Below are 21624 nucleotides of genomic sequence, written 5' to 3' on the forward strand. Positions count from 1 at the left end.
CCAGTTACCTCCTTTCCACCAAAGCGGCAATACCCTGTCCGCCACCAATACACAAAGTAGCTAAACCTTTTTGTACGCCACGTCGTGCCATTTCATGCAGCAAAGTTACAAGTATCCTGGCGCCACTGGCCCCAATAGGATGGCCAAGGGCAATGGCGCCGCCGTTGACATTCACAATATCAGTATTAAGCCCCAAATCTTTCACTACAGCCAAGCATTGGGAAGCAAAGGCTTCATTGGCTTCAATCAATTCCAGATCCTCTATGCTCCAGCCGGCTTTAGCCAGGGCCTTTTTGGTCGCATTAACAGGACCTATTCCCATAATAGTGGGATCAACGCCAGCCGAAGCACCTGCTGCAAACTTGGCTAAAGGTTTAACTCCAAGCTCCCTAGCCTTCTCAGCCGTGGTTAAGACCAGGGCCGCTGCGCCATCATTTATACCAGAAGCATTTCCGGCAGTGACAGTACCATCTTTCTTGAAGGCAGGCTTTAGTTTAGCCAGTTGCTCTAGAGTAACGCCTGTCCGTGGAAACTCATCAACTGAAAATTCTTTGAACCCACCTTTGACCGGCACTTGCACGGGGACTATTTCTTCTGCAAACTTGTTTTCTTTGATGGCTTTTTCCGCCCGGTTCTGGCTAGTCATAGCAAAGGTATCCTGTTCTTCCCGGGTAATACCCCATTGGGCAGCAATATTCTCAGCCGTAATACCCATATGATAATCATTCATGGCACACCAGAGCCCCTCTTTAATCATGGAGTCTTCCAGCTTTCCATGGCCCATACGGTAGCCAAAACGGGCTTTGGGAACAAGATAGGGGGCCTGGGACATGTTTTCGGTTCCACCGGCTACCACCACATCAGCATCACCCAACATAATGGCCTGGGCAGCAAATACTACAGACTTTAGGCCGGAACCGCAAACTTTATTTATAGTCATGGCTGGTGTGGAAATGTGGAGCCCTGCCTTAAGACTAGCCTGGCGAGCTACGTTTTGACCCAATCCTGCCTGAAGAACACAACCCATAATGACTTCATCCACAGTCTCAGGCTTTACCTTAGCCCTTTGCAAGGCTTCTTTTATAACAAGGGCGCCTAAATCAACAGCACTTACATCAGCTAAAGAGCCACCAAAACTGCCAATCGGCGTACGAACAGCGCTTAATATGACAACTTCCCTCATAAACATATCTCCTTTACTTATGCTTAACTATGCTGCAGGTGTCCCCTCTTAACCGTACCTGAAATTAATTCCGAAACTTCCCTGAGGGTAATCCCACTTAATAGCACCGGGGCATGGACAGATTACGCGGCAGGTACCACACTCCAAACATCCCGCATAATCGAACTTAAGCTCGCCGTTCTCCTCGGTATAAAGGGCAGCGGGACAAACCATAGTACAGGGCTTCTTTATGCATTTTGCACAAATTTCCTTATTAAGGATGATATGAGGCTTTCCATCATCCACATTGTATTTATTAAATCCCAGCCTCTCTTCAATACTAAGCTTTTTCATAAGGAGGTTGCTCCTTTCCAGGCATCAGCAATGAGTTTGGTAAGGGGTACTTTACCCCGCACCACTCCCATAAGTTTCTCCCGTAAAGGCTTCTGAGGAGTGGTGGTAACCGTAAAGACCTTGTACATAATCTCTTCCATAAGCTCAGGATAAGCGGAATACAAGCGGGGATTCTCCATAAAGCTGTGGGCCTTTTTGAAAGTGCTCAAATCCTTGTATATGAAACTTTCCTTAATTTTTTCTTCGTATTGCTTCTTTAAGTTATCTTTACCGAAGTTTCCGGCCTTTTTGGCTTTTAGTACAGCCTGGGCCGCCAGATAGCCAGATTGAATAGCTAAGTCCATACCTCTAACCATGTAACCGGTATTGATAACAAAACCAGCTGCATCACCCACCAGCAAGAGGCCATCTTCCACCAGAGGGGGCATCATCTTCAGACCAGCTTCGGGAATGAGGTGGGCCGAATACTCCACAATTCTCCCTCCCGTCACCAATGGTTGGATGTGGGGATGATTTCTAAACTCCTCGATTAAATCGGCAACCTTCAGATGAGTATCTTTTAGACCTTCTAGGCCAAAAACCAAACCCAAGGAGAGGGTGTTCTTATTTGTGTATAAGAAGCCCCCTCCCTGCAGCCCCCTAGTACAATCACCTACAAAGAGCTGGGCCAATCCTTCACCATTTTGGAGGCCAAAACGCTCCTCAATAGCACCTTCCGGAAGTTCAATTACTTCCTTTACTCCAACGGCCACTTCGTGGGTCGCCAGTTCCTTCCGTAATCCGGCCTTTTGAGCCAGGAGGGAATTCACTCCGTCGGCGGCGATAACCAGGTCGGCATAGAATTCATCACCATCAGCCACTACACCAACGATTTTGCCATCCCGGACGACCAAATTATCGACCCTTACACCTGAAGCGACCATTGCCCCGGCGCTTTCCGCTTTTTCTGCCACCCACCTATCAAACTCGGCGCGCAAAATGGTAAAGGAATGGGGGGTTTCCGGAGTATATTTGGATGTCTTGAAGTCAACAGAAACCAAACTATCAGGCGTTACAAAGGAAACAATTTCCCTGACCACCCGGCGCTCTACGGGTGCTTCTTCCCAGAAATCGGGAATAATGTACTCCAGAGAATGGGCGTATAAACGTCCTCCCGTCATGTTCTTGGCACCTGCGCTGTTCCCGCGATCAATCAGCAGTACCTCTGCCCCTGCCTGAGCCAGGGTATAGGCGGCGATCGAACCTGCCACTCCAGCTCCTACTACGATGCAATCAAAGCGTTCTTCCGTCATTGAAGTGTCACCACCTTAACCTACCTTCCCAGCTCTTTCAGAAGGGCAGGTATTATTTGATAAAGGTCTCCTACAATGTAATAGTCGGCCATCTGGAAGATAGGCGCATTTTCATTCTTATCTATAGCGAAGATGACCTTAGCATCCCGAATACCTGAAATATGCTGAACCTGACCGGAAATACCGGTAGCCAGATAGAGGTTGGGCTTGATGACTTGACCCGAAATACCGATATACCTTTCCTCTGGCAGCCAGTGTAAATCTTCTGCAACGGGCCTGGAACAGCCAACCTCACCTTTTAAAGCCTCAGCCAACTGGAATGCGAGCTTTAGGTCGTCCTGGGAGGCCCAACCCCTACCTACACCTACTACTAATTTAGCGTCTTTGATATTAACACTGTCTTCACCTTTTTCTCTAACTTCCACCACTTTAATCCGGTCACTGCCATACTGAGGAAAATCAGTTATCTCGCCAGTTCTCTCTTCCATTACTCCTTGTTCAAAAGTATAGGGAGGAACTGTAGCGATAATTGCCGAACCCCGGCTTTCTAACCAGGCGGTAGCAAGACCGCCATACATCATTCTACGGAAAGAGAAGTTTTCGTTTTCCTGTTTTATTTCCTGTACATCACTGACACAGCCAATATCCAATATGGCTGCAGCACAGGCCGCAATCTCTTTTCCGGTACGAGTACCACCAACCAGTATTAGCTTAGGATTTTCGTCCTTGATTACTTTAACTAGGGCTTCACTGCAGGACGCCAGGGGTACCCCGGCTATTTTAGGCAACACACAAACCTTATCAGCACCCAGCTTTATAGCTTTTTCCGCAGTCTCCCTGTCGGGTACTACACCGATTACTTTATCCTGATTACCAGAAGAGAGCCGTTTGGCTTCACTTACTAATTCTAAGGCAAGATCTTGTTGTTCACTAAAGAATAAAATAGTCACGGTTCCACCCCTTTCTAACCCAACAGTCCTTCTTTTCGTAAAATTTCTAGAGCTTTCTGAGCAAGCACCTGTGGATTATCTCCCTCAATCTTGTTTTGCCTCCTTGACATATCTGTACCTAAAACACTCTTTATGACGAAAGGCTCTTTCTCAGTTGCCATATCTATACCCACTTCTTCAACCGTCAGGCTCCTGGTAGGTTTCTTGGCTGCACCCAGGATTTGTTTCAAGCTCGGGATCCGTGGCTTATTGATGTCAGGGAGAACGGTTATTACTACGGGTAATTGGGCCTCTACAACTTCAATACCATTTTCCAGCTTCCGTTCGGCAATGACCTTGTCACCCTGAAGAGTGATTTTATTGACACAGGTAATGGAAGGTATTCCCAAAAGTACTGCCACCCTAGGACCAACCTGCTGGTTATACCAGTCGCTGGACCCTTCCCCACAGATAATCATGTCATATTCGCCAATCTGTTTGACCAGGCCGGATAGACACTTAGATATGAGTCCGGCATCTACATTACCTAAGCGGTCATCAGCAACGTACACAGCCTGGGCTGGCCCTCTGGAGAGGACATCTTTAAGGGAATTCTTCACCTGGCTGTTGCCAACGGTGATGGCGGTTACCTCAGCGCCCTGCTCCTCCACCAGTTGAACTCCTACCTCAATGGCATTACGATCATATTCATTAATCTTGTATGTTGTCTTATCAAAGACTAATTCCCGTGTACGACCCTCAATTTTTATATCAGCTTCGTCAACTACCCATTTATAACAGGCAATAATTTTCGGCATATGCGCCCTCCTTCCTTACTAGCGTAAGACTTGTCCAGCAATTACCATTCTTTGGACTTCGGAAGTACCTTCGTAAATTTCTGTAATCTTAGCATCACGCATAAATCTCTCCACGGGATAATGGGTAGTAAAACCATATCCGCCATGAATCTGTATTGCTTTTATAGAAACCTGCATAGCAGTTTCAGAGGCAAATAGCTTGGCCATGGCCGCTTCTTTACTGAAAGGCTCGCCCTGATCCTTTAACCAGGCTGCATTATAAACCAGATGACGAGCTGCCTGAATTTGCGTAGCCATGTCCGCAATCATCCACTGAATGGCCTGGAAAGAGGCGATAGGTTTACCAAACTGTTGTCTCTCTTTTGCATAGTTCACAGCAGCATCTAGACAGGCTTGGGCAATACCCAAGGCTTGAGCCGCGATACCGACCCTTCCTACATCGAGGGCCTTCATAGCTACTTTGAATCCTTCACCTTCTTTACCAAGGAGGTTTTCCTTAGGCACCTTGCAGTTATTGAAAATTATTTCCGCTGTTTGCGAAGCTCTGATGCCTAACTTATCTTCTATTTGGCCAACCTGGAAACCAGGAAACTCTTTCTCCACAATAAAGGCGCTGATACCTTTAGTACCTTTGGACTGATCAGTCATAGCCATAACAATATAAATATCGGCCTGACCGCCGTTTGTAATAAAGATTTTACTACCATTTAATATATAGTGGTCACCACTTAACACAGCCGTTGTCTTTTGCGCAGCAGCATCAGTACCGGCCGATGGCTCTGTCAGACAAAAAGCACCCAGTTTCTCACCAGAGGCAAGGGGCTTTAGGTACTTTTCTTTTTGGGCTTCTGTCCCGAATTCATAAATTGGCTGGCATCCCAGGCCCACATGGGTCGAAACTATAACACCAGTAGAGGCACAGCCCCGGGACAACTCTTCAACTACCATAGCAAAACTTAAAGTATCGGCGCCGGCTCCACCCCACTCTTCAGGGAAGGGTATTCCCAAAAGGTTTAGTTCTTTCATACGCGCCACCAGTTCCGTAGGGAAACGGTGGTTACGGTCATTATCGGCGGCCTGGGGCTTCACTTCTTCCTCGACAAATTCTCTAACCATATTTCTAATTAATTCTTGTTCTTCACTCAGTCTAAAATTCATGAATCTCCCTCCTCCTGGTTTAATTACAACTTTATAATAAATTCCGTTTTTTTGCTTCCGCCCTCAACTCATCGCGAAAATCGGGATGGGCGATATTGATTAAGGCTTCGGCCCGCTGGCGCAATGTTTTGCCACGCAAGTTGGCTGCGCCATACTCAGTCACAATATAATGAACATCATTGCGAGATGTGGTAACTGCAGCACCTTCGTCCAGCCGTGCAACAACACGCGAAACCGTACCTTTAGCGGCCGTAGAGGGAATGGCAATGATGGAACGGCCATTTTTGGCACGAACAGCGCCGCGGACAAAGTCCACCTGACCACCGACACCGCTGTACTGCTGGTAGCCGATGGTTTCAGCCGCTACCTGACCCATGAGGTCCACCTGTATAGCCGAGTTAATGGAAACCATATTGTCATTCTGGCAGATGATAAAGGGATCATTGGTATAGTTGCCGGGATAAAACTCCACCATGGCATTTTCATGGAGAAAGTCGTAAAACTCCCGAGTACCCATGGCAAAATTGCTTACAATTTTCCCCGGGTGAAGGGTTTTCTTACGGCCCGTGATAACCCCGCTCTTTACCAGCTCCATGACCCCGTCGGAAATCATCTCCGAGTGAATGCCCAGGTCCTTCCTGTCCTTCAGGAACGTCAAAACAGCGTCGGGAATGGCCCCGATCCCCAGTTGCAAGGTATCACCGTCTTTGATGAGCTGGGCAATGTTGTTGCCGATTTTCTCTTCCACAGGACCTATCTTAGGCCGATCCAAGACATAAAGGGGATGGGTGTTTTCCACGAAATAATCGATTTCCGAAACGTGAAGGAATGTATCACCATACACTTTGGGCATTTGCTCATTAACTTCCGCTACAACAATCCGGGCACATTCTGCCGCCGGTTTACTGTAGTCGATGGATATACCTAAACTGCAATACCCGTCTTTATCGGGTGGAGAAACCTGAATTAAGGCCACATCTACCGGCAGGTATGCGTCACGGAAAAGCCGCGCAATTTCCGAAATGAATACGGGCGTATATTCTGCTCTCCCCTGGGCAATAGCCTCCCGGGTGGGAGCGCCGGCAAACATTGAATTGTGACGGAAACTTTTCGCGTATTCAGGCCGGCAATATTTACCCGGTCCCATAGGGACCTGGTGTATAATTTCCACGTTTTCCAGTTCACCGGCCCGGGCCACCAGGGCTTCAATAGTCGACCAAGGTTCGCCGCAGGCATGCTGCACGACAACCCGATCCCCCGAATGAATGCACTTTACTGCTTCTTCTGCGGAAACCGTTCTTTCCGCATAAATTTTCTGCCACCAAACCACTTACTCATCCCTCCTGCTACTTAAGAATCGTCTGGCCTCCTTAAGAAGCTCTTCGCTAACCCCGAAAACGGCTTCCACACCTTTTACCCAGGGTAGGGCCGCTTGCACCGTTTCTTTGACCACATTTTCCAGTGTTAAGTGGGCGGCGGGGCATAAGCCGCATGCCCCTGTTAACTCCACCCGCAAAACATTACCCCCGGTTAATTCCACGACCCGTAAATCCCCGCCATGTTCCCTTAGTACGTGGCGTACACGTTCGTTCAATACCTTTTCCAGTTCTTCTTTACGTGCCATTAAACATCATTCTTTCCCTTTTATTTTTCTATACCGACCAGCTCAAAGGCTAACTCTTTCTTTTTCTCCATATTAGCCTGACGCGCAATGACCACTCTCATAGCCTGGGGAGAACCTGCTCCGTGCATGGATTCTGTAAGGTATCCTACGGCTGCCCGGCCTAAGGTCATGTTCTCGATGAGGCGGAGCAGGCGGAGGCGGTCTTCAGTTGGTATTCCAGCAACCCCTTGCAAGTATTTCTCAACATACTTGCCCAGTTCCGGATGACGGAAGTCTTTCTCTGAAGGTAAAGTTACCATCAATCCGCCGGCAATATCCTGAGCTAATCTGGCTATCTCATAAGGGAATCGGGTAACGTTTAGTTTACAAACGTTGGCCAATAAAAGATTAATGAGATACGTACCGGAGGCTGTCCGGTTCCCTTCGGCGGAACAAGCGATACCACAAGAGTACAGAGTCTCATTCAGGTGAACCATCTCTACAAGCTTGTCCTTAATATGGGAAGCCTTTTCCACTCCATTGAATTGGGCCACAGCAGCAGTGGCTCCGATGAGGACGTCGCCCACACCAACTTTACAGCCGCCATAGCTCTGACGATGATAACCGGCAAACCGTTCTACCAAGAGACCGGCGAAGTCGTACTCACGGCACATGAAAACCCTTTCCCAGGGTACAAACACGTTATCGAAGATGGTAAGCGCTTCTTGCCCACCAAACTTAGCATTACCTTTGTCGATGTCACCCTCTTCCAAGCTACGTGTATCACAGGACTGGCGTCCATAGATAAAGAAAAGGCCTTTGGCATCGGTTGGAACAGCAAAACTTACCGCATAGTCCTTATCCTCTTCCCGCATCGCAATGGTAGGCATAACCAGGACTTCGTGGGAGTTGACAATCCCCGTCTGGTGTACTTTAGCTCCCCGAACGACAATACCGTCTTCCCTTTCTTCCACGATCCTTAAGAAAAGATCAGGATCTGCCTGCTTGCTGGGCGGAAGGCTGCGATCCCCCTTGGGGTCGGTCATGGCCCCATCTACCACCAAATCATTTTCCTGAATATAGGCCAGAAACTTACGGAAGCGCTGATGATATTCAGTGCCATATTTTTGATCTATTTCATAGGTAACACTGTCTATGGAATTAAAGGCATCCATACCTACACAGCGTTGGAAACAAACACCAGTCTTCTGTCCAAGCAGTCTTTGCATCTTAACTTTTTTAACTAAGTCTTCGGTGCTTTGGTGTAAGTGGGTAAAGCGGTTGACTCTTTTTCCTGTAAGGTTAGAGGTGGCCGTAAGCAGGTCCTCATATTCGGGCTGATTAGCGAGTTCATAAGTCATGGCCACCGCATTGATGGAGGGCCTAATAATGGGATGGTCTACCGGGTTTTCCACACGTTCGCCAAACATAAACACCTTAATATTCCGCTGACGCAAACTTTCGATGTATTCTTGTCCTGTTTTAAGCGCCATCAATTACTCCTCCTTGTATTGTCTTCAATTATATGGAAATTGCCTTGCCCCATGATATTTATATGCAAGATCCATGCCAAACAAAGAAGAGATCCCACTTTTATTTGATTTCAGTTATAAAGCCCATTAGAGGTTGTGCCTGTGTTACACTATTTTTTATGTCTGATGCGAAAATACATCAACCTCCACTCAATTCTAGGTTCCCTTTAGTGCCAGTCAACTGCTAAAGTCGTCATATTTCGACTTATGTAACCATTACTTAATTTTGATGTGAAGTTACATCCTTTTGATGTGTTTCCGCATCGACATATTTTTGCAGTTTTCGTACTACATTGGACTGGTCGATTCCTAAGGCCAGGGCTGCCTTACGCGTTGTCTTATACCGCGCCATAGCCGCAAAAATCAATTGCCGTTCTAAATCTTCTATAGCCTCTTTCAATGGTACGATTTCAGAGATGGTCACTGTGATACCGTTCTCACCCCTCACCTGTTCACGAACGTAACCGGGCAAGTAGTCGGGAGAAATGACGTTACTGTTGCCCGAAACTATAAACAATCTTTCTACCATATTTTCTAACTCCCGTACGTTGCCGGGCCAGGCAAAAGCGGTAAAATATTCAATTACTTCCGGCGCAAACCATTTGTTTACTTTATATTTCTCGTTAAACTTTTTCAAAAAATGAATGGCCAGAGCAGGTATATCTTCTTTACGCTTCCTGAGAGGAGGGATAAGAATAGGAACTACATTTAAGCGATAATAAAGGTCTTCACGGAAAGTGCCCTGCTTAACCATGTCCTCCAAGCTCTTATTTGTTGCGGCAATGACACGGACATCAATAGGTATGGACTTTGTCCCACCCACACGCACTATTTCTCCACCCTGTAAAACCCTTAACAACTTCACTTGCAAATTGCTGGGCAGGTCACCGATCTCATCCAAAAAAACGGTCCCTCCATTGGCAGACTCAAAGAGTCCCGGCTTCCCCTCTTTTTTTGCTCCGGTAAAGGCTCCCGATTCGTAACCGAACAACTCAGATTCCATTAAATTCTCGGGAATTGCCCCACAGTTGATGGTGACAAAGGGACCATCTTTCTTTTTGCTGGATTTATGAATCAGGTGTGCAATCACTTCCTTACCAACACCAGATTCCCCAAGCACCAGGACGGTAGTATCCACCTCGCCCAAACGGATGGCCAATTCTACGATATTACGCATTTCTTTACTTTTAGATACTAAATTCATGGACGTAAGACGTCTTAAGCGAAGTTCTTCCAATTCGGAGTAATACCGATCATTGAGCGTTTTAGCCTCATCCAATTCCTTCTGCAATCTATTTAATTCGGTCATATCACGAACACAGGTCACCACCCTGAGTATCTCACCATTTTCCCCGACTACCGGAATACCGGTTACCATTACTGTCTTTCCTGTCTTTAGTTCCTGCATAATGGTCATCCGTTGCTTTTTCTGCAGCACCAAAATGGTGACGGATTCCGAAAAATAGCCGAGTTTCACCAACTCGTCCATATGTCTTCCAATAACTTCTTCCCGTCGAACCCCGGTAATCTTTTCATAGGCGCTGTTTACGCGGAGGGTAACTCCGGCGCCGTCTGTGATGTAGATACCATCGGCTAATGACTCGATGATGGTGTCCATTTCCCGATTGCATTCTTTTACTGCCGTTAGTTCCTTAAAAAGAGCCTCTACCTCGGAAATATCCTGAAATACCCCGATAGCCCCCACCACCTTGCCATCCCGGATTACGGGCGTGCGATTAGAGAGTACATAGGTGCTACCGATTAATGTTTTTCGGGCCAGTTGAGGCTCACCAGTTCTTAGAACGTGTAAGAGCCCCGTTTGGGGCATCACTTCATCAACCGGACGCCCGATAGCTTCGGCAGCCTTTAAACCTATGATCTCCTCGGCTTTTGTGTTAAAGATTACAATCTTTCCTGATGCATCGATAACCACTATCCCGTTGTGTGCTGCTTCCAGAATTGTTTTTAGTTGCTCTACTCCATATTGAAGAAAGAATGTATCCTCTCCCATTGGTTCATACCACCTTTCCTGGAGGTTTTGGTATTGTTATCCACAAACAATTCGACAGTTCTCTTTAAGAGAACTGCCGTCGTTTTAGACAAATTTTAAGCTGTTATTTAATCAATAGATTTGGTAACCAGAGGGACAACTGCGGGAAATAAGTCACCAGCATAAGCACTGTGACTGTTGCCGCTAAGAATGGTAGTATCGGTTTCATTACTTCCGACATCTTGGCATCGGCTATGTTACAGGAGACAAAAAGACACAAGCCCAGAGGAGGCGTCAGCATGCCAATGGCCAGGTTGGTTACCATCACAACACCGAAGTGGATGGGGTCAATCCCCATTTTCATTATGACCGGATAAAGTACAGGTACCAGTAGGATTAGAGCAGGCGTGGTCTCCATAAAGGTACCGATTATTAAAAGCAGAATATTAATAATCAATAAGATAACATAAGGATTGTTCGATATACTCAAGAGACCGGCAGCGATCTTTTGGGGAATCTGCTCACTGGTCATAATCCAACCAAAAGTGGAAGCAATAGCTAAGAGCAGCATAACGACACCGGTACTGATAGCGGACGCAGTTAAAACATTACTTAAATGCTGCCATTTTAATTCCCGGTAGGCAAAGACACCAACCAACAATCCATAAACCACGGCAACGACGGCCGCTTCAGTTGGTGTGAAAATACCGCCTAAAATACCTCCAAGTATAATTAAAGGCATAAGAAGGGCAGGGAAAGCATCTATAAAAGCCGAAAAGACTTCTGAAGCAGTAGCCCTTTTTTCCGGCTGGTAGCCCTCTTTTTTAGCGTAAATATAGTTTACAATCATGATTCCAATACCCATCATAATGCCGGGAACAATCCCTGCTAAAAACAGTTTACCAATGGAAACCCCCGCGGACACCCCGTACAACACAAAGGGAATAGAGGGCGGGATGATAATACCAATTGGCCCCGATGCCCCCAGGAGACAGACGGCGAAGTCTTTGCGGTAACCTTTGTTAAGTAAGGCCGGTATAAGCATAGAGCCGATAGCTGCAGTGGTAGCTGCCCCTGAACCGGAAACCGCAGCGAAAAACATAGCAGAGAGCGCAGCCACGTGGGCCAGGCCACCGGGAATGTGACCCACCAGGCTATTGGCAAACCGTACAAGCCGACGGGAAATCCCTCCCGTATCCATCAAGGCACCGGCTAGCATAAAGAAAGGAATCGCCATAAGGGGAAAGGAATCTGTACCGGTAAACATGCGCTGGGCGACTACCAGTAAGGGGATGTTGCCTTTATAGAGTAATGCTGCACTTGAGGCAATACCCAAGGCTAAAGCAATGGGCACGTTAATTAAAAATAGCAGAGCCAAACTTCCAAACAATACAGCAGTCATTTAGGCAGTTCCCCCTTTCCGCCAATCATTCTATCTTGCTTTCCCTGAGAGGAAAATATTTTTTTTACCCGCTCGACAGTATTTTCCAGAAGGTGAAGCAGCATGAGCGAGGTACAAACCGGAAGAGCCAGATAGGGCCATTTCATAGAAATCCGCATGGCTGGGGATACCTGCTTTACCACCCGCTCAAGTAACCCGGCGGATTCTTTTACAATCATCGCCAAAAAGATGATGCCTAAAACATTAACAATCACGGCCAGGTAGTTCTGATATTTTTCCGACAACTTGCTGGTAAAGACATCTATTCCTAGATGAGCGCCCTTTTTAAAGGCGATACTGGCACCAAGAAAACTAATCCACACAAAAAGATAACGCCCCAGTTCCTCCGACCAGCTTAGAGGACTTGACAGGACATACCGGTAAACCACCTGGGCAAAAATAACTACCACAATGGCTACCATCAGAACTCCGGCTACGTATTCTTCTAGTTTACTAATAAACCCCATAATTTTTCTCAAGTTCCACCCTCCCTTTACTGTCAAGACAGTATCCATGGCTTGGTTTATTTTTTGAATAAGACAGGCAGGTCCGACTATTAATTCCGGTTCCTGCCTGCCTAAGCATTACCAGAGAGCTTACTTGGTATCGATAACTTTCTGAATAAGGTCCTTGCCGCCAACTTTCTGAGCATATTTGTCGTACAAGGGTTGTACTGCTTTCCGGAAGGGTTCAAGGTCAGGTGTATTTACTTCGACGCCTTTTTCTTTAATTTTTGCTAGCATCTCTTGTTCACGGGACTGGAGGAGCTTTCGCTCGTAATCACGTCCTTCAACAGCTGCTTCTTGAAGGGCTTTTTTAATATCTTCGGGCAGGCCTTGGAAGAATTTTTCATCAATCAAAAGAGGAACCCCGGAATAGAAATGCTTAGTCATAGAGAGATATTTGGTAACCTCAGCGAAACCGCCGGTGTAAGCTGTCTCCATGGCACCTTCAGCTGCGTCAATTGTTTTTTGCTGCAGGGCGGTGTATACTTCACCCCAGGCCATAGGCGTGGAACTTGCACCCATGATATTAAAGGTATCAATCATTAAGGGGTTTTCCATAACACGAATTTTAATGCCGCTCATGTCTTCGGGCTTATTGATAGGACGCTTGGTATTAAACACACTGCGGAAACCCTGATCCCACCAGGCCAGGTTACGAATTCCGGCGTCTAACATCTTTTTGTTAATCATGTCACCTACTTCCCCGTCTAAAACCTTGTAAGCGTGGGCCTGGTCACGGAAGAGATAAGGAAGGTCTAAGAGCATGATTTCAGGTACAAAACCGCTAATAGGTCCAGTGGAGATTAAGCCCATTTCCACCGTATGTACTTGCATACCCTCCACCAGGTCACGTTCATTACCTAGCTGGGAACTGGGGAATACTTTTACTTCAACTTTGCCATTGGTCTTTTTAGATACTAATTCCGCAAAATGATTAAGAGCAAGGTTATATGTATGGTCCGGAGCCAGAACATGTCCAACACGAATGGTAATCTTCCCGTCTTTTGTCGATGGATTATTTCCGTCTTTTTTGGCATTATCATTACCACAGCCTGCAATTGCAACAATTAATAAAACGATTAAGGACAGTGCCAAGATTTTCTTAATAAACTTTTTACTCATCATTTGCTCCTCCTCAATTCATTAGTCCTCTTTATATTGCAGTTTTTTATCAATGGAGTTCAGCTTCACCTCCTTCATGAGTAAAAAGAAGTAAAATCCTCATTACTCATTTGTTTAATTAGGGCAAGGCAATATCTTCGACATTTTTTATGTTTTTCGATATATTTCTCGACCACCCCCCGGTTTCCTGCCGATTGTTAAAAAAACCACAAGTTTTTTCATATTTCTCCACTTATTTTTTACAAGCAATATTCGTGCCATATTAATAAGACAAAATCATACACTTTTTTTCGTTAATTTGATGTAATTTCGCATCGTTTTTGTGTTTTGTAGTTATTTTTTTGTACTCTGTAGAGGTTTGTCATTGATGCGAAATTACATCTCGGGATGCAATCTCGCATCATAATCGTCATTGCTGCGTCATGGCCTCTCCGAGTTAGCTCACCATCTACATAAAGAAGTGAACAAATTTAAGATATTTCAAGATATAAGGAATAAAAAGATTCCCCGGAAAACTCCCGGGGAATCTTTTTATTCCTACATCCTGCTCATCATGGGTAATGTAAACAGGTAAATATTTAAGATGCCCAACAAGATAACCAGTTACAGCGGGCGTTGGTATCATGGTTCTGGTGGAACTTGTTTCATTTCTCTTGGTTGAACTTTTACCAAAACTTATGCCACCGCCGTTCTACGGGAATATTTCAGAAAACCTGCTATAGCCAGTACTGCCAGGTTAATTATCAAAAAGACATACAGTAAATTTAAGAGACATGTGTTTGCACATGTCTCTTTCAGTAAGTAGTGTACTGTTTAGAAATTACCTGTAGCCGTAACTACCCATCATGCCGCCGTAACCGCCCATCATCCCACCAAAGCCCTGGGGTGCAGCACCGTTACCAAAATACTGGCTCATCATGCCGTTAGGACCATGACAGTAAGCATACATCTGCTGCCAAAAATCTTGACCGGGTTGAGGGGGCACAGGGGTTTGAGACTGGGGAGCCTGAATCACAGGAGCTTGGGTCGTCTCCTGAGAATCGGAAGCGGCAATTGCCGTCCCGGCAATCCCAATGAGCAGTAAACCGACAACCAGGAAAATGATACTTTTTTTCATTTCAATTCCTCCTTTAAATTTGGTTTATGATTTACCTGCAGGTTTATCATATCAAGTAGTTGTGACCAAACTTGGGAGGAATTTTGAACATTTTATGAACAAATAGTAATGAAATTTCAAAAACCTTATACCAGTCTTATTTTTTCACACTTATCTATTTGGACCACCCGGCCATCCTGAATGATGATGGTGACACTGCCATAACGGACACTTTTGACGGCTTCAAGTACCCTCTTCCACACCTGTGCGTCATGCTGTTCTTTTGTAACCTTCTCTACGTCACCCACTGGAGATACCTCCTTTAAGCGTAAATAAAATTCCTTTCCGGCCGTAGACTGAGGGAATATCTTTTATATTTGGAGTAAGTATACTTTGAGAATAACCAACTGTCAACGGCAGTGAATTTCCTGGTCCTCCTTTATCTGGATAGTATCTCCGGACAACGTTATTTCAACTGCCGCAAATCAAAAGGAGTTTCCTGGTACACATAATAGTTAAGCCAGTTGGCAAAAAGAAGATTGGCATGGCTTCTCCATTTTACAACAGGGTCCTTCGTCGGGTCATTTTCAGGAAAATAGTTTTGGGGAAGAGCAATGGGCAGACCTCTGGCCACATCACGCTCATATTCGGCTTTTAAGGTCAGTGGATCATATTCAGAATGTCCCGTGACAAAAATTTGCCGTCCATTCTTGGCAGCCACTATATATATACCGGCTGTGGGAGACTCTGCCAGTATCTCCAATTCAGGTATCTTCAGGATGTCCTCCCTTCTGATTTCGGTATGCCTGGAATGGGGAGCATAAAACTCATCATCAAAACCACGTAAAAGCATCGTATTTTTCCTATTCACCTGATGGGTAAAAACCCCAAACATCTTTTCGGGCAAGGGATACTTAGGTACTCCATAATGATAGAAGAGTCCTGCCTGTGCACCCCAGCAGATATGGAACGTGGAATATACATGATGCAGGGACCATTCCATGATTGCGGTTAATTCTTCCCAATAATCCACCTCTTCAAAGGCCATATCTTCTACAGGAGCTCCGGTAATAATCATGCCGTCGAACTTTTCATGTTTAATGTCCTCAAAGGTATTATAAAACTTTAACAGATGTTCCTCCGGCGTATTTTTGGACTGATGGGTACGGGGGTGTAGCAAGACAATGTCAACCTGAAGAGGAGAATTTCCTAGAAGGCGAAGGATCTGGGTTTCAGTAGCGATCTTAGTAGGCATCAAATTTAAGATGGCAATTTTTAAGGGCCGGATATCCTGATGAATAGCTCGTTCTTCCTTCATAACAAAAATATTCTCACTTTGTAAGATTTCTCTCGTTGGCAAATTATCAGGAATATTAATGGGCATTTGCTCTTTCTCCCCCCCGTTTTCCTTAATCTGCTAAAGCCTGCTCCAAGTCAGCGATGATATCTTTGATGTCTTCAATCCCCACAGAGATCCTGATCATTTCCGGGTTTACACCCGCAGCAATCTGCTCGTCGGGACTTAACTGCTGGTGGGTTGTACTGGCCGGGTGAATAACTAGCGACTTGGCGTCACCCACATTAGCCAGCAAAGAAAATAGTTTTAATTTCTGAATAAATCTTACTCCAGCCTCGTATCCTCCTTTGACCCCGAAGGTAAAGATGGAACCGAAACCATTTTTTAAATATTTCTTGGCAAGCTCGTGATAAGGGTTAGAAAGTAATCCGGGATAGTTGACCCATTCCACAGCAGGGTGATTTTGTAGAAACTGGGCAACGACCAGGGCATTGTCACAATGTCGCTGCACTCTTAAAGATAAGGTCTCCAAACCCTGGAGAAAAAGGAAGGCATTGAAAGGGCTGACACAGGCCCCGGTGTCACGGAGAAGCTGTACCCGGGCCTTAATGATATAAGCAAGAGGGCCCATTGCTTCCACATATTTAACACCGTGATAACTGGGATCAGGCTCAGTTAAACCAGGGAATTTACCGTTAGTCCAGTCGAATTTCCCGCTGTCAACAATGACACCCCCAATAGATGTACCATGCCCGCCAATAAATTTAGTGGCGGAATGAACTACAATATCTGCGCCAAACTCAAAGGGCCGGCATAAATAGGGGGTGGCAAAGGTATTATCCACTATTAGGGGTACACCTGACTCGTGGGCAATACTGGCAACCCTTTCGATATCTAGAATATTATTGCGGGGATTGCCGATAGTCTCGGCATAGAAGGCTTTTGTCTTATCTGTTACTGCCCTGCGGAAATTCTCAGGGTCGGAAGGATCAACAAAATTTACCTTAATCCCCAGTTTGGCAAAGGTGGAAGAGAACAAGGTATATGTCCCGCCATAGAGGGTTGAAGATGAAACAATTTCATCACCGGCCTGGGCAATGTTTAAAATACTGTAAGTGATAGCGGCCTGTCCCGAGGCAGTGGCCAGGGCGCCAACCCCTCCTTCCAAAGCCGCCACCCGTTGTTCAAATACATCCTGGGTGGGGTTCATAATTCGTGTGTAAATATTTCCCGATTCCTTCAAGGCAAAAAGGTTGGCGGCGTGCTGGACGTCATTAAATACATAAGAAGTCGTCTGGTAAATAGGAACTGCTCTGGCTCCTGTAGTGGGATCAGGTTTCTGCCCGGCATGAAGGGCTAAGGTATCAAAGCCTAATTGATTTTTACTCATGGTAAAGACCTCCTCTAATTTTTTCTTATCTACCAAAAATGGAGGCAAAACTCATAAGAGTTTTAGCCTCCATTTTATATGGTCAGCAAAAACGAAAAATCTCTTCCTAACAGGAAGAGATTTTTAAAAACTAAAAACTCATCTGTTAGGATAATCATCCTACAGGAATTAGCACCTCGCATGAAAGCAGGTTGCCGGGTTTCATTGGGCCAGTCCCTCCACCTCTCTGGATGAGTATATATGCTGTTTTGAAAATTATTATAAAGAGGGTTAAAGGCATTGTCAATATGCAAATTTACAGGTTGTCATTATTCAACTGTTTGTCGCCGATGCCCCACTTTCTCAGTATGGCCAGAGCATAATCCTCCGGGGAATATCCTTCTAAGGTGTTGACCGTTACCGCCACGATCTGGGCTTTGGTCTTGCGTGCTAGCTCTGCGGAGGTTTGTATAATGGTTTGTTCCGTACTTTCACTTAAGATGTTGGCTTTGTCCAGTACATAAAAGCTACTGGTGGGATTAGGAATGGGAGGATCGGCGGACCAGGTGGGAACAGACCAGACTATAAGGCTAAAGAGTATTTTAAGCTGTAGCTGTTTTACATTTATTTTCCGCAAAATTGCCGTAAACTTTTTAATTATACCGAGGTAATTTTCATTTTATATTTGCATGGTAATTATTGGGTATTTGTTTATGTATCGTTGGAAAACATATAAATAGTTCATTATGCTTGGTTAATTTTAATGTCGAAAGGAGTATCGTCTATGCAAAAGCAGTTGATGCACCAGCTGCTCAGTCAGGTGGCTACCGGTTCCCTGGCTGTAACTTACTGGGACGGAACAACAGAACAGTATGGGAACGGTAACCCTGCCTGTAGAATTATTTTTAACAATCCGCTAGATCCTAAAAAAGTACTTGGTGACCCGGTCATGGCTTTAGGCGAAGCCTATATGGATGGGGCCATAGAATTTGAAGGAGAACTTGAGAAATTTCTCAAGCTTGCTTTTTTAAACAAAAACTCTTTCCTACAGCGGAACCCAAGAGTAAGAAAAACACTGTTACGGTGGCAGCGACCAAATTCCTTGCAACAACAGAAAATGGATGTACAGCATCATTATGACCTGGGGAATGACTTTTTCGCCTTATGGCTGGATGAGACCATGAGCTATTCATGCGCCTATTTTTGCTCTCCCCAAGACTCTTTATACCAGGCTCAACTACAAAAGATCGATCATGTGCTAAAAAAGCTGCAACTCCGTCCAGGAGAGACTTTGCTGGATATCGGGAGCGGCTGGGGCTGGTTAATTATCCGGGCAGCCCAGCAATATCAAGTTAAGACCTTAGGAATTACCCTCAGTGAAGAGCAATATAGGGAAACTAAACGCAGGATTCAGGAATTAGCCCTGGAAGAATTGGTAGAAGTAGAGCTCATGGACTACAGAACACTGGCGGAAAGCGGTCGTACCTTTGATAAGGTAGTGAGTATAGGGATGTTAGAGCATGTAGGAAGAGCCAATCTACCGCGTTATATGGCTTCAGTGGACAAATTGCTAGCTCCCCAGGGCCTCTCACTTCTACATACAATTACTCACTTAAAAGAAGGACCGGTCAATTCCTGGATTGAGAAATACATCTTTCCCGGTGGTTACATCCCCTCCCTCAGGGAACTAATCTGGCTGCTCCCGGAATATGACTTTCACCTCTTGGATGTAGAGAGCCTCCGCCTCCACTACGCTATGACCCTGGACCGCTGGGCAGCAAATTTTGAAAAGAATGCGGAAACAGTACATAAAAGGTATGGTGAACGCTTTGTCCGCATGTGGCGGTTGTATTTGCAGTCCTGTGCCGCTTCCTTCCGCTATAGCGGCCTGGATATCCATCAAATCCTTTTCTCTAAAGGATTGAATAACAATTTACCTCTGACACGCCACTATCTTTATGTGTAGTTTTGAAACCAGAGTAAATTATAAACCCCTATGCCATTTATGAAAGGAGACTGTGTATATTATCATCTACATCCGGCTCATCATTGGCAAGGTAAACAGGTAAATATTTAAAATGCCTAAAAGAATAACCAGAATGGTGTGGACTAGGAATGGTCTCTTGAAATCATCCTGGTAATTGTATTTGGCAATGCGGTAGACGGTATAAATGGAGCCCAGCACCCCCAAACCAATTAAAGCGAACTGCAAGAGTTGGATAACGTCATTGGAGACCAGGGCAGGAGAGCCTTCCGGCATCTCTGTAAATAGGGCGATAAAGGTATAGAAAATGGATTTCCCTTCCGCTAACAGGTGGAAAAGGTTATGAGCCAGGTGCCCGGCTAAATCTAGTGGTATCAACGCGTAGCCAAAGCGGGCAAAGTTTACGGTAGTTGACTCTGTCTTTTTCGCAAAGAAACTGGTGATAAAGAGCAGAGCTACCGTGGAACCCATCGCAATCAAGAAGGCGATGGTGAAGATAACGGCGTAATTGCTCGTTCCGGTCAGGTTCTCCAGGAAGGCCAGCATTTTACCCCAGACATCCAGCATAGTGATGTTTTGGATAAAGACGATGCCGACAATAACGATAGCCAGGAAGGATTCCTCAAAGGATGGTTTTCTAATAAACCAGAGTTCCCTGGTAGGTACTCTTAAAGAAACCTGGATAGAATCATTGGGGCAAGATTTCACGCAATAACCGCAGTAGTTACAACGCGCATTGGTATCCATGGTTCGTGGAAACTCAAACATGGGACAACCGGGGACTTTTCCGTTTCCTTTGAAGCAGGAAGCAGTCTTACAATCCTTACAGATATCGGGAGTAGCCCGCAATTCTACGGCACCGGCTCTCGCATAGTTACTGGACAAGCCGCCAAGGAAACAGAGATAACGGCACCAGGTTCTTCTCTCCCAGAAAGCGCCGGAGATGACTACACCTGTTACAAGCATCAATAAGAGGATACCGGATCCCCAGGGTGATTCCACGATACCCCAGACATGATCTGCCCAGGTAATTAGAATAAAGAAAAAGTCAATCAGCCAAATACCATATTTCTTAAGGAACTTAGGCACCGGACCATTCAACCCCACTACCTTCTGGACCAGGTCACTCAAGGTAGCGAAGGGACAGATGGCACACCAGAATCTTCCTAAAAGGAGAAAGATTAACGGAATTAAGGGCCACCATAAGACCCAGGTAGCTGCTGTACCAAAGTTGTCATGGGCTGCGTCAGGACCAAAGAGTAGCTGGTAGACGATAAAACCAAAAATAAAGAAAGTTGGCCACACAATGATCCCTGGATACCAGGGCTGCTTTAGAATATCTTTTATGAACGAAATCCTGGGTGGAACTTGTTTCACTTCTCCTGGTTGAACTTTTGCCAAAGATTATGCCACCACCGTTCTACGGGAATATTTCAGAAAACCTGCTATAGCCAGTACTGCCAGGTTAATTACTAAAAAAACATACAGTAAAGCATAGTTTCTTTCGGTTATTTTGGTACCGTGGCCGCCTCCGCCGTGGTCATCGGCTGTTTCGTGAGATTCCATAGGTGTCATATTCCCGGTCATCTCTTGTCCACTATGGGTTTCCACAGGTTGCGTATTGTTGTTTGGGTTAACTTTAACGTTTTTGTCGCCTGTGCCGTGACTGGAACCGGAACCATGGCTGTCATTACCCGCAGCCAGGGTAATTCCCGGCAATACTGTAACTATCAAGGTCATAATGAGAATTAAAGCCATCACTTTTTTCTCCAATCCGAATCCTTCCTTTCCTTAATGTCTGAAAATATCTTCCAGTTAAAGAAATTTTTCCGAATGATAATAACAAGGAAATATGGATAAACTGTGATCAATTTGTGTATAAAGTGTGAAGTATTAAGAGATAATTAGTGCACTTCAAACTTACAGCGATGCCACCAATTTTCTCTTGGGAGTTAAGGGTGTTTTATTCCT

Annotated in this window: 21 protein-coding genes and 1 riboswitch; of the genes, 1 reads left to right on the top strand and 20 read right to left on the bottom strand. The window is 45.4% G+C overall.

The window, feature by feature from the left end:
- Positions 1-4 precede the first annotated feature (4 nt).
- The 18 genes from BR63_RS10750 to BR63_RS10835 form a co-directional block, all read right to left on the bottom strand.
- Positions 5-1183, bottom strand: coding sequence for an acetyl-CoA C-acetyltransferase (locus tag BR63_RS10750; protein ID WP_034420106.1), 1179 nt, complete (start codon positions 1181-1183; stop codon positions 5-7).
- Positions 1184-1231: 48 nt separating this feature from the next.
- Positions 1232-1516, bottom strand: a complete 285-nt coding sequence (locus tag BR63_RS10755) for a ferredoxin family protein (protein ID WP_034420107.1) — start codon at positions 1514-1516, stop codon at positions 1232-1234.
- On the bottom strand, positions 1513-2808 hold the full coding sequence (locus BR63_RS10760) for an FAD-dependent oxidoreductase (RefSeq protein WP_034420108.1): 1296 nt from the start codon (positions 2806-2808) through the stop codon (positions 1513-1515). Before BR63_RS10760 ends, BR63_RS10755 begins: the two co-directional genes overlap by 4 nt.
- A gap of 20 nt (positions 2809-2828) precedes the next feature.
- A complete protein-coding gene (locus BR63_RS10765) occupies positions 2829-3758 on the bottom strand; it encodes an electron transfer flavoprotein subunit alpha/FixB family protein (protein WP_034420109.1) in 930 nt (309 codons plus the stop codon).
- A gap of 14 nt (positions 3759-3772) precedes the next feature.
- Positions 3773-4555, bottom strand: a complete 783-nt coding sequence (locus tag BR63_RS10770) for an electron transfer flavoprotein subunit beta/FixA family protein (RefSeq protein WP_034420110.1) — start codon at positions 4553-4555, stop codon at positions 3773-3775.
- An 18-nt stretch (positions 4556-4573) separates the two neighbouring features.
- On the bottom strand, positions 4574-5713 hold the full coding sequence (locus BR63_RS10775) for an acyl-CoA dehydrogenase (RefSeq protein WP_034420111.1): 1140 nt from the start codon (positions 5711-5713) through the stop codon (positions 4574-4576).
- A 31-nt stretch (positions 5714-5744) separates the two neighbouring features.
- Positions 5745-7043 (bottom strand): acetyl-CoA hydrolase/transferase family protein, encoded by a 1299-nt coding sequence (locus BR63_RS10780; RefSeq protein ID WP_034420112.1) that lies wholly within the window; start codon positions 7041-7043, stop codon positions 5745-5747.
- Complete coding sequence (locus tag BR63_RS10785; RefSeq protein WP_034420113.1) at positions 7044-7337, bottom strand: NifU family protein; 294 nt, start codon at positions 7335-7337, stop codon at positions 7044-7046. It abuts the gene before it with no gap.
- Between the two features lie 20 nt (positions 7338-7357).
- Positions 7358-8809, bottom strand: coding sequence for a 4-hydroxyphenylacetate 3-hydroxylase family protein (locus tag BR63_RS10790; protein ID WP_034420114.1), 1452 nt, complete (start codon positions 8807-8809; stop codon positions 7358-7360).
- Between the two features lie 259 nt (positions 8810-9068).
- Positions 9069-10859, bottom strand: coding sequence for a sigma 54-interacting transcriptional regulator (locus BR63_RS10795; RefSeq protein ID WP_051965399.1), 1791 nt, complete (start codon positions 10857-10859; stop codon positions 9069-9071).
- A 103-nt stretch (positions 10860-10962) separates the two neighbouring features.
- Positions 10963-12240 carry a TRAP transporter large permease gene (locus BR63_RS10800; protein WP_034420116.1) on the bottom strand — a complete coding sequence of 426 codons (1278 nt, stop codon included), beginning with the start codon at positions 12238-12240 and terminating at the stop codon, positions 10963-10965.
- The gene (locus BR63_RS10805; RefSeq protein WP_051965400.1) at positions 12237-12758 is read right to left on the bottom strand and encodes a TRAP transporter small permease; all 522 of its coding nucleotides are present in this window, start codon (positions 12756-12758) and stop codon (positions 12237-12239) included. Before BR63_RS10805 ends, BR63_RS10800 begins: the two co-directional genes overlap by 4 nt.
- 117 nt (positions 12759-12875) lie before the next feature.
- Positions 12876-13910: a TRAP transporter substrate-binding protein gene (locus BR63_RS10810; protein WP_034420118.1), complete on the bottom strand. Its 1035-nt coding sequence runs from the start codon at positions 13908-13910 to the stop codon at positions 12876-12878.
- An 817-nt stretch (positions 13911-14727) separates the two neighbouring features.
- Positions 14728-15024 carry a hypothetical protein gene (locus tag BR63_RS10815; RefSeq protein ID WP_034420120.1) on the bottom strand — a complete coding sequence of 99 codons (297 nt, stop codon included), beginning with the start codon at positions 15022-15024 and terminating at the stop codon, positions 14728-14730.
- Between the two features lie 125 nt (positions 15025-15149).
- Entirely contained in the window at positions 15150-15266 is a 117-nt protein-coding gene (locus BR63_RS10820) for a YezD family protein (protein WP_243270118.1), read from the bottom strand.
- Between the two features lie 203 nt (positions 15267-15469).
- The gene (gene metA, locus BR63_RS10825) at positions 15470-16387 is read right to left on the bottom strand and encodes a homoserine O-acetyltransferase MetA (protein WP_034420121.1); all 918 of its coding nucleotides are present in this window, start codon (positions 16385-16387) and stop codon (positions 15470-15472) included.
- Positions 16388-16412: 25 nt separating this feature from the next.
- Positions 16413-17690: a homocysteine synthase gene (locus BR63_RS10830; protein WP_034420123.1), complete on the bottom strand. Its 1278-nt coding sequence runs from the start codon at positions 17688-17690 to the stop codon at positions 16413-16415.
- 135 nt (positions 17691-17825) lie between these two features.
- Positions 17826-17927: riboswitch (SAM riboswitch) on the bottom strand.
- Positions 17928-17985: 58 nt separating this feature from the next.
- Positions 17986-18306 carry a TPM domain-containing protein gene (locus BR63_RS10835; protein ID WP_051965402.1) on the bottom strand — a complete coding sequence of 107 codons (321 nt, stop codon included), beginning with the start codon at positions 18304-18306 and terminating at the stop codon, positions 17986-17988.
- A 147-nt stretch (positions 18307-18453) separates the two neighbouring features.
- Between BR63_RS10835 and BR63_RS10840 the strand changes: the two genes are divergently transcribed.
- Positions 18454-19635, top strand: coding sequence for an SAM-dependent methyltransferase (locus tag BR63_RS10840; RefSeq protein ID WP_034420124.1), 1182 nt, complete (start codon positions 18454-18456; stop codon positions 19633-19635).
- Positions 19636-19701: 66 nt separating this feature from the next.
- Here BR63_RS10840 and BR63_RS10845 read toward each other — a convergent pair whose 3' ends face one another.
- Positions 19702-21054, bottom strand: a complete 1353-nt coding sequence (locus tag BR63_RS10845; protein ID WP_243269979.1) for a 4Fe-4S binding protein — start codon at positions 21052-21054, stop codon at positions 19702-19704.
- Positions 21055-21057: 3 nt separating this feature from the next.
- Positions 21058-21426, bottom strand: a complete 369-nt coding sequence (locus BR63_RS10850; protein WP_034420126.1) for a hypothetical protein — start codon at positions 21424-21426, stop codon at positions 21058-21060.
- Positions 21427-21624 lie beyond the last annotated feature (198 nt).

Origin of the sequence: Thermanaerosceptrum fracticalcis, from assembly GCF_000746025.2 — a bacterium.
Classification (GTDB): domain Bacteria; phylum Bacillota; class Peptococcia; order DRI-13; family DRI-13; genus Thermanaerosceptrum; species Thermanaerosceptrum fracticalcis.

What these genes read in the sequence shown, in the direction of transcription:
- BR63_RS10750 (WP_034420106.1), bottom strand. Translation starts at nt 1,183, where the DNA reads ATGAGGGAAGTTGTCATATTAAGCGCTGTTCGTACGCCGATTGGCAGT.
- BR63_RS10755 (WP_034420107.1), bottom strand. Translation starts at nt 1,516, where the DNA reads ATGAAAAAGCTTAGTATTGAAGAGAGGCTGGGATTTAATAAATACAAT.
- BR63_RS10760 (WP_034420108.1), bottom strand. Translation starts at nt 2,808, where the DNA reads ATGACGGAAGAACGCTTTGATTGCATCGTAGTAGGAGCTGGAGTGGCA.
- BR63_RS10770 (WP_034420110.1), bottom strand. Translation starts at nt 4,555, where the DNA reads ATGCCGAAAATTATTGCCTGTTATAAATGGGTAGTTGACGAAGCTGAT.
- BR63_RS10775 (WP_034420111.1), bottom strand. Translation starts at nt 5,713, where the DNA reads ATGAATTTTAGACTGAGTGAAGAACAAGAATTAATTAGAAATATGGTT.
- BR63_RS10785 (WP_034420113.1), bottom strand. Translation starts at nt 7,337, where the DNA reads ATGGCACGTAAAGAAGAACTGGAAAAGGTATTGAACGAACGTGTACGC.
- BR63_RS10790 (WP_034420114.1), bottom strand. Translation starts at nt 8,809, where the DNA reads ATGGCGCTTAAAACAGGACAAGAATACATCGAAAGTTTGCGTCAGCGG.
- BR63_RS10795 (WP_051965399.1), bottom strand. Translation starts at nt 10,859, where the DNA reads ATGGGAGAGGATACATTCTTTCTTCAATATGGAGTAGAGCAACTAAAA.
- BR63_RS10800 (WP_034420116.1), bottom strand. Translation starts at nt 12,240, where the DNA reads ATGACTGCTGTATTGTTTGGAAGTTTGGCTCTGCTATTTTTAATTAAC.
- BR63_RS10810 (WP_034420118.1), bottom strand. Translation starts at nt 13,910, where the DNA reads ATGATGAGTAAAAAGTTTATTAAGAAAATCTTGGCACTGTCCTTAATC.
- BR63_RS10815 (WP_034420120.1), bottom strand. Translation starts at nt 15,024, where the DNA reads ATGAAAAAAAGTATCATTTTCCTGGTTGTCGGTTTACTGCTCATTGGG.
- metA (WP_034420121.1), bottom strand. Translation starts at nt 16,387, where the DNA reads ATGCCCATTAATATTCCTGATAATTTGCCAACGAGAGAAATCTTACAA.
- BR63_RS10830 (WP_034420123.1), bottom strand. Translation starts at nt 17,690, where the DNA reads ATGAGTAAAAATCAATTAGGCTTTGATACCTTAGCCCTTCATGCCGGG.
- BR63_RS10840 (WP_034420124.1), top strand. Translation starts at nt 18,454, where the DNA reads ATGCAAAAGCAGTTGATGCACCAGCTGCTCAGTCAGGTGGCTACCGGT.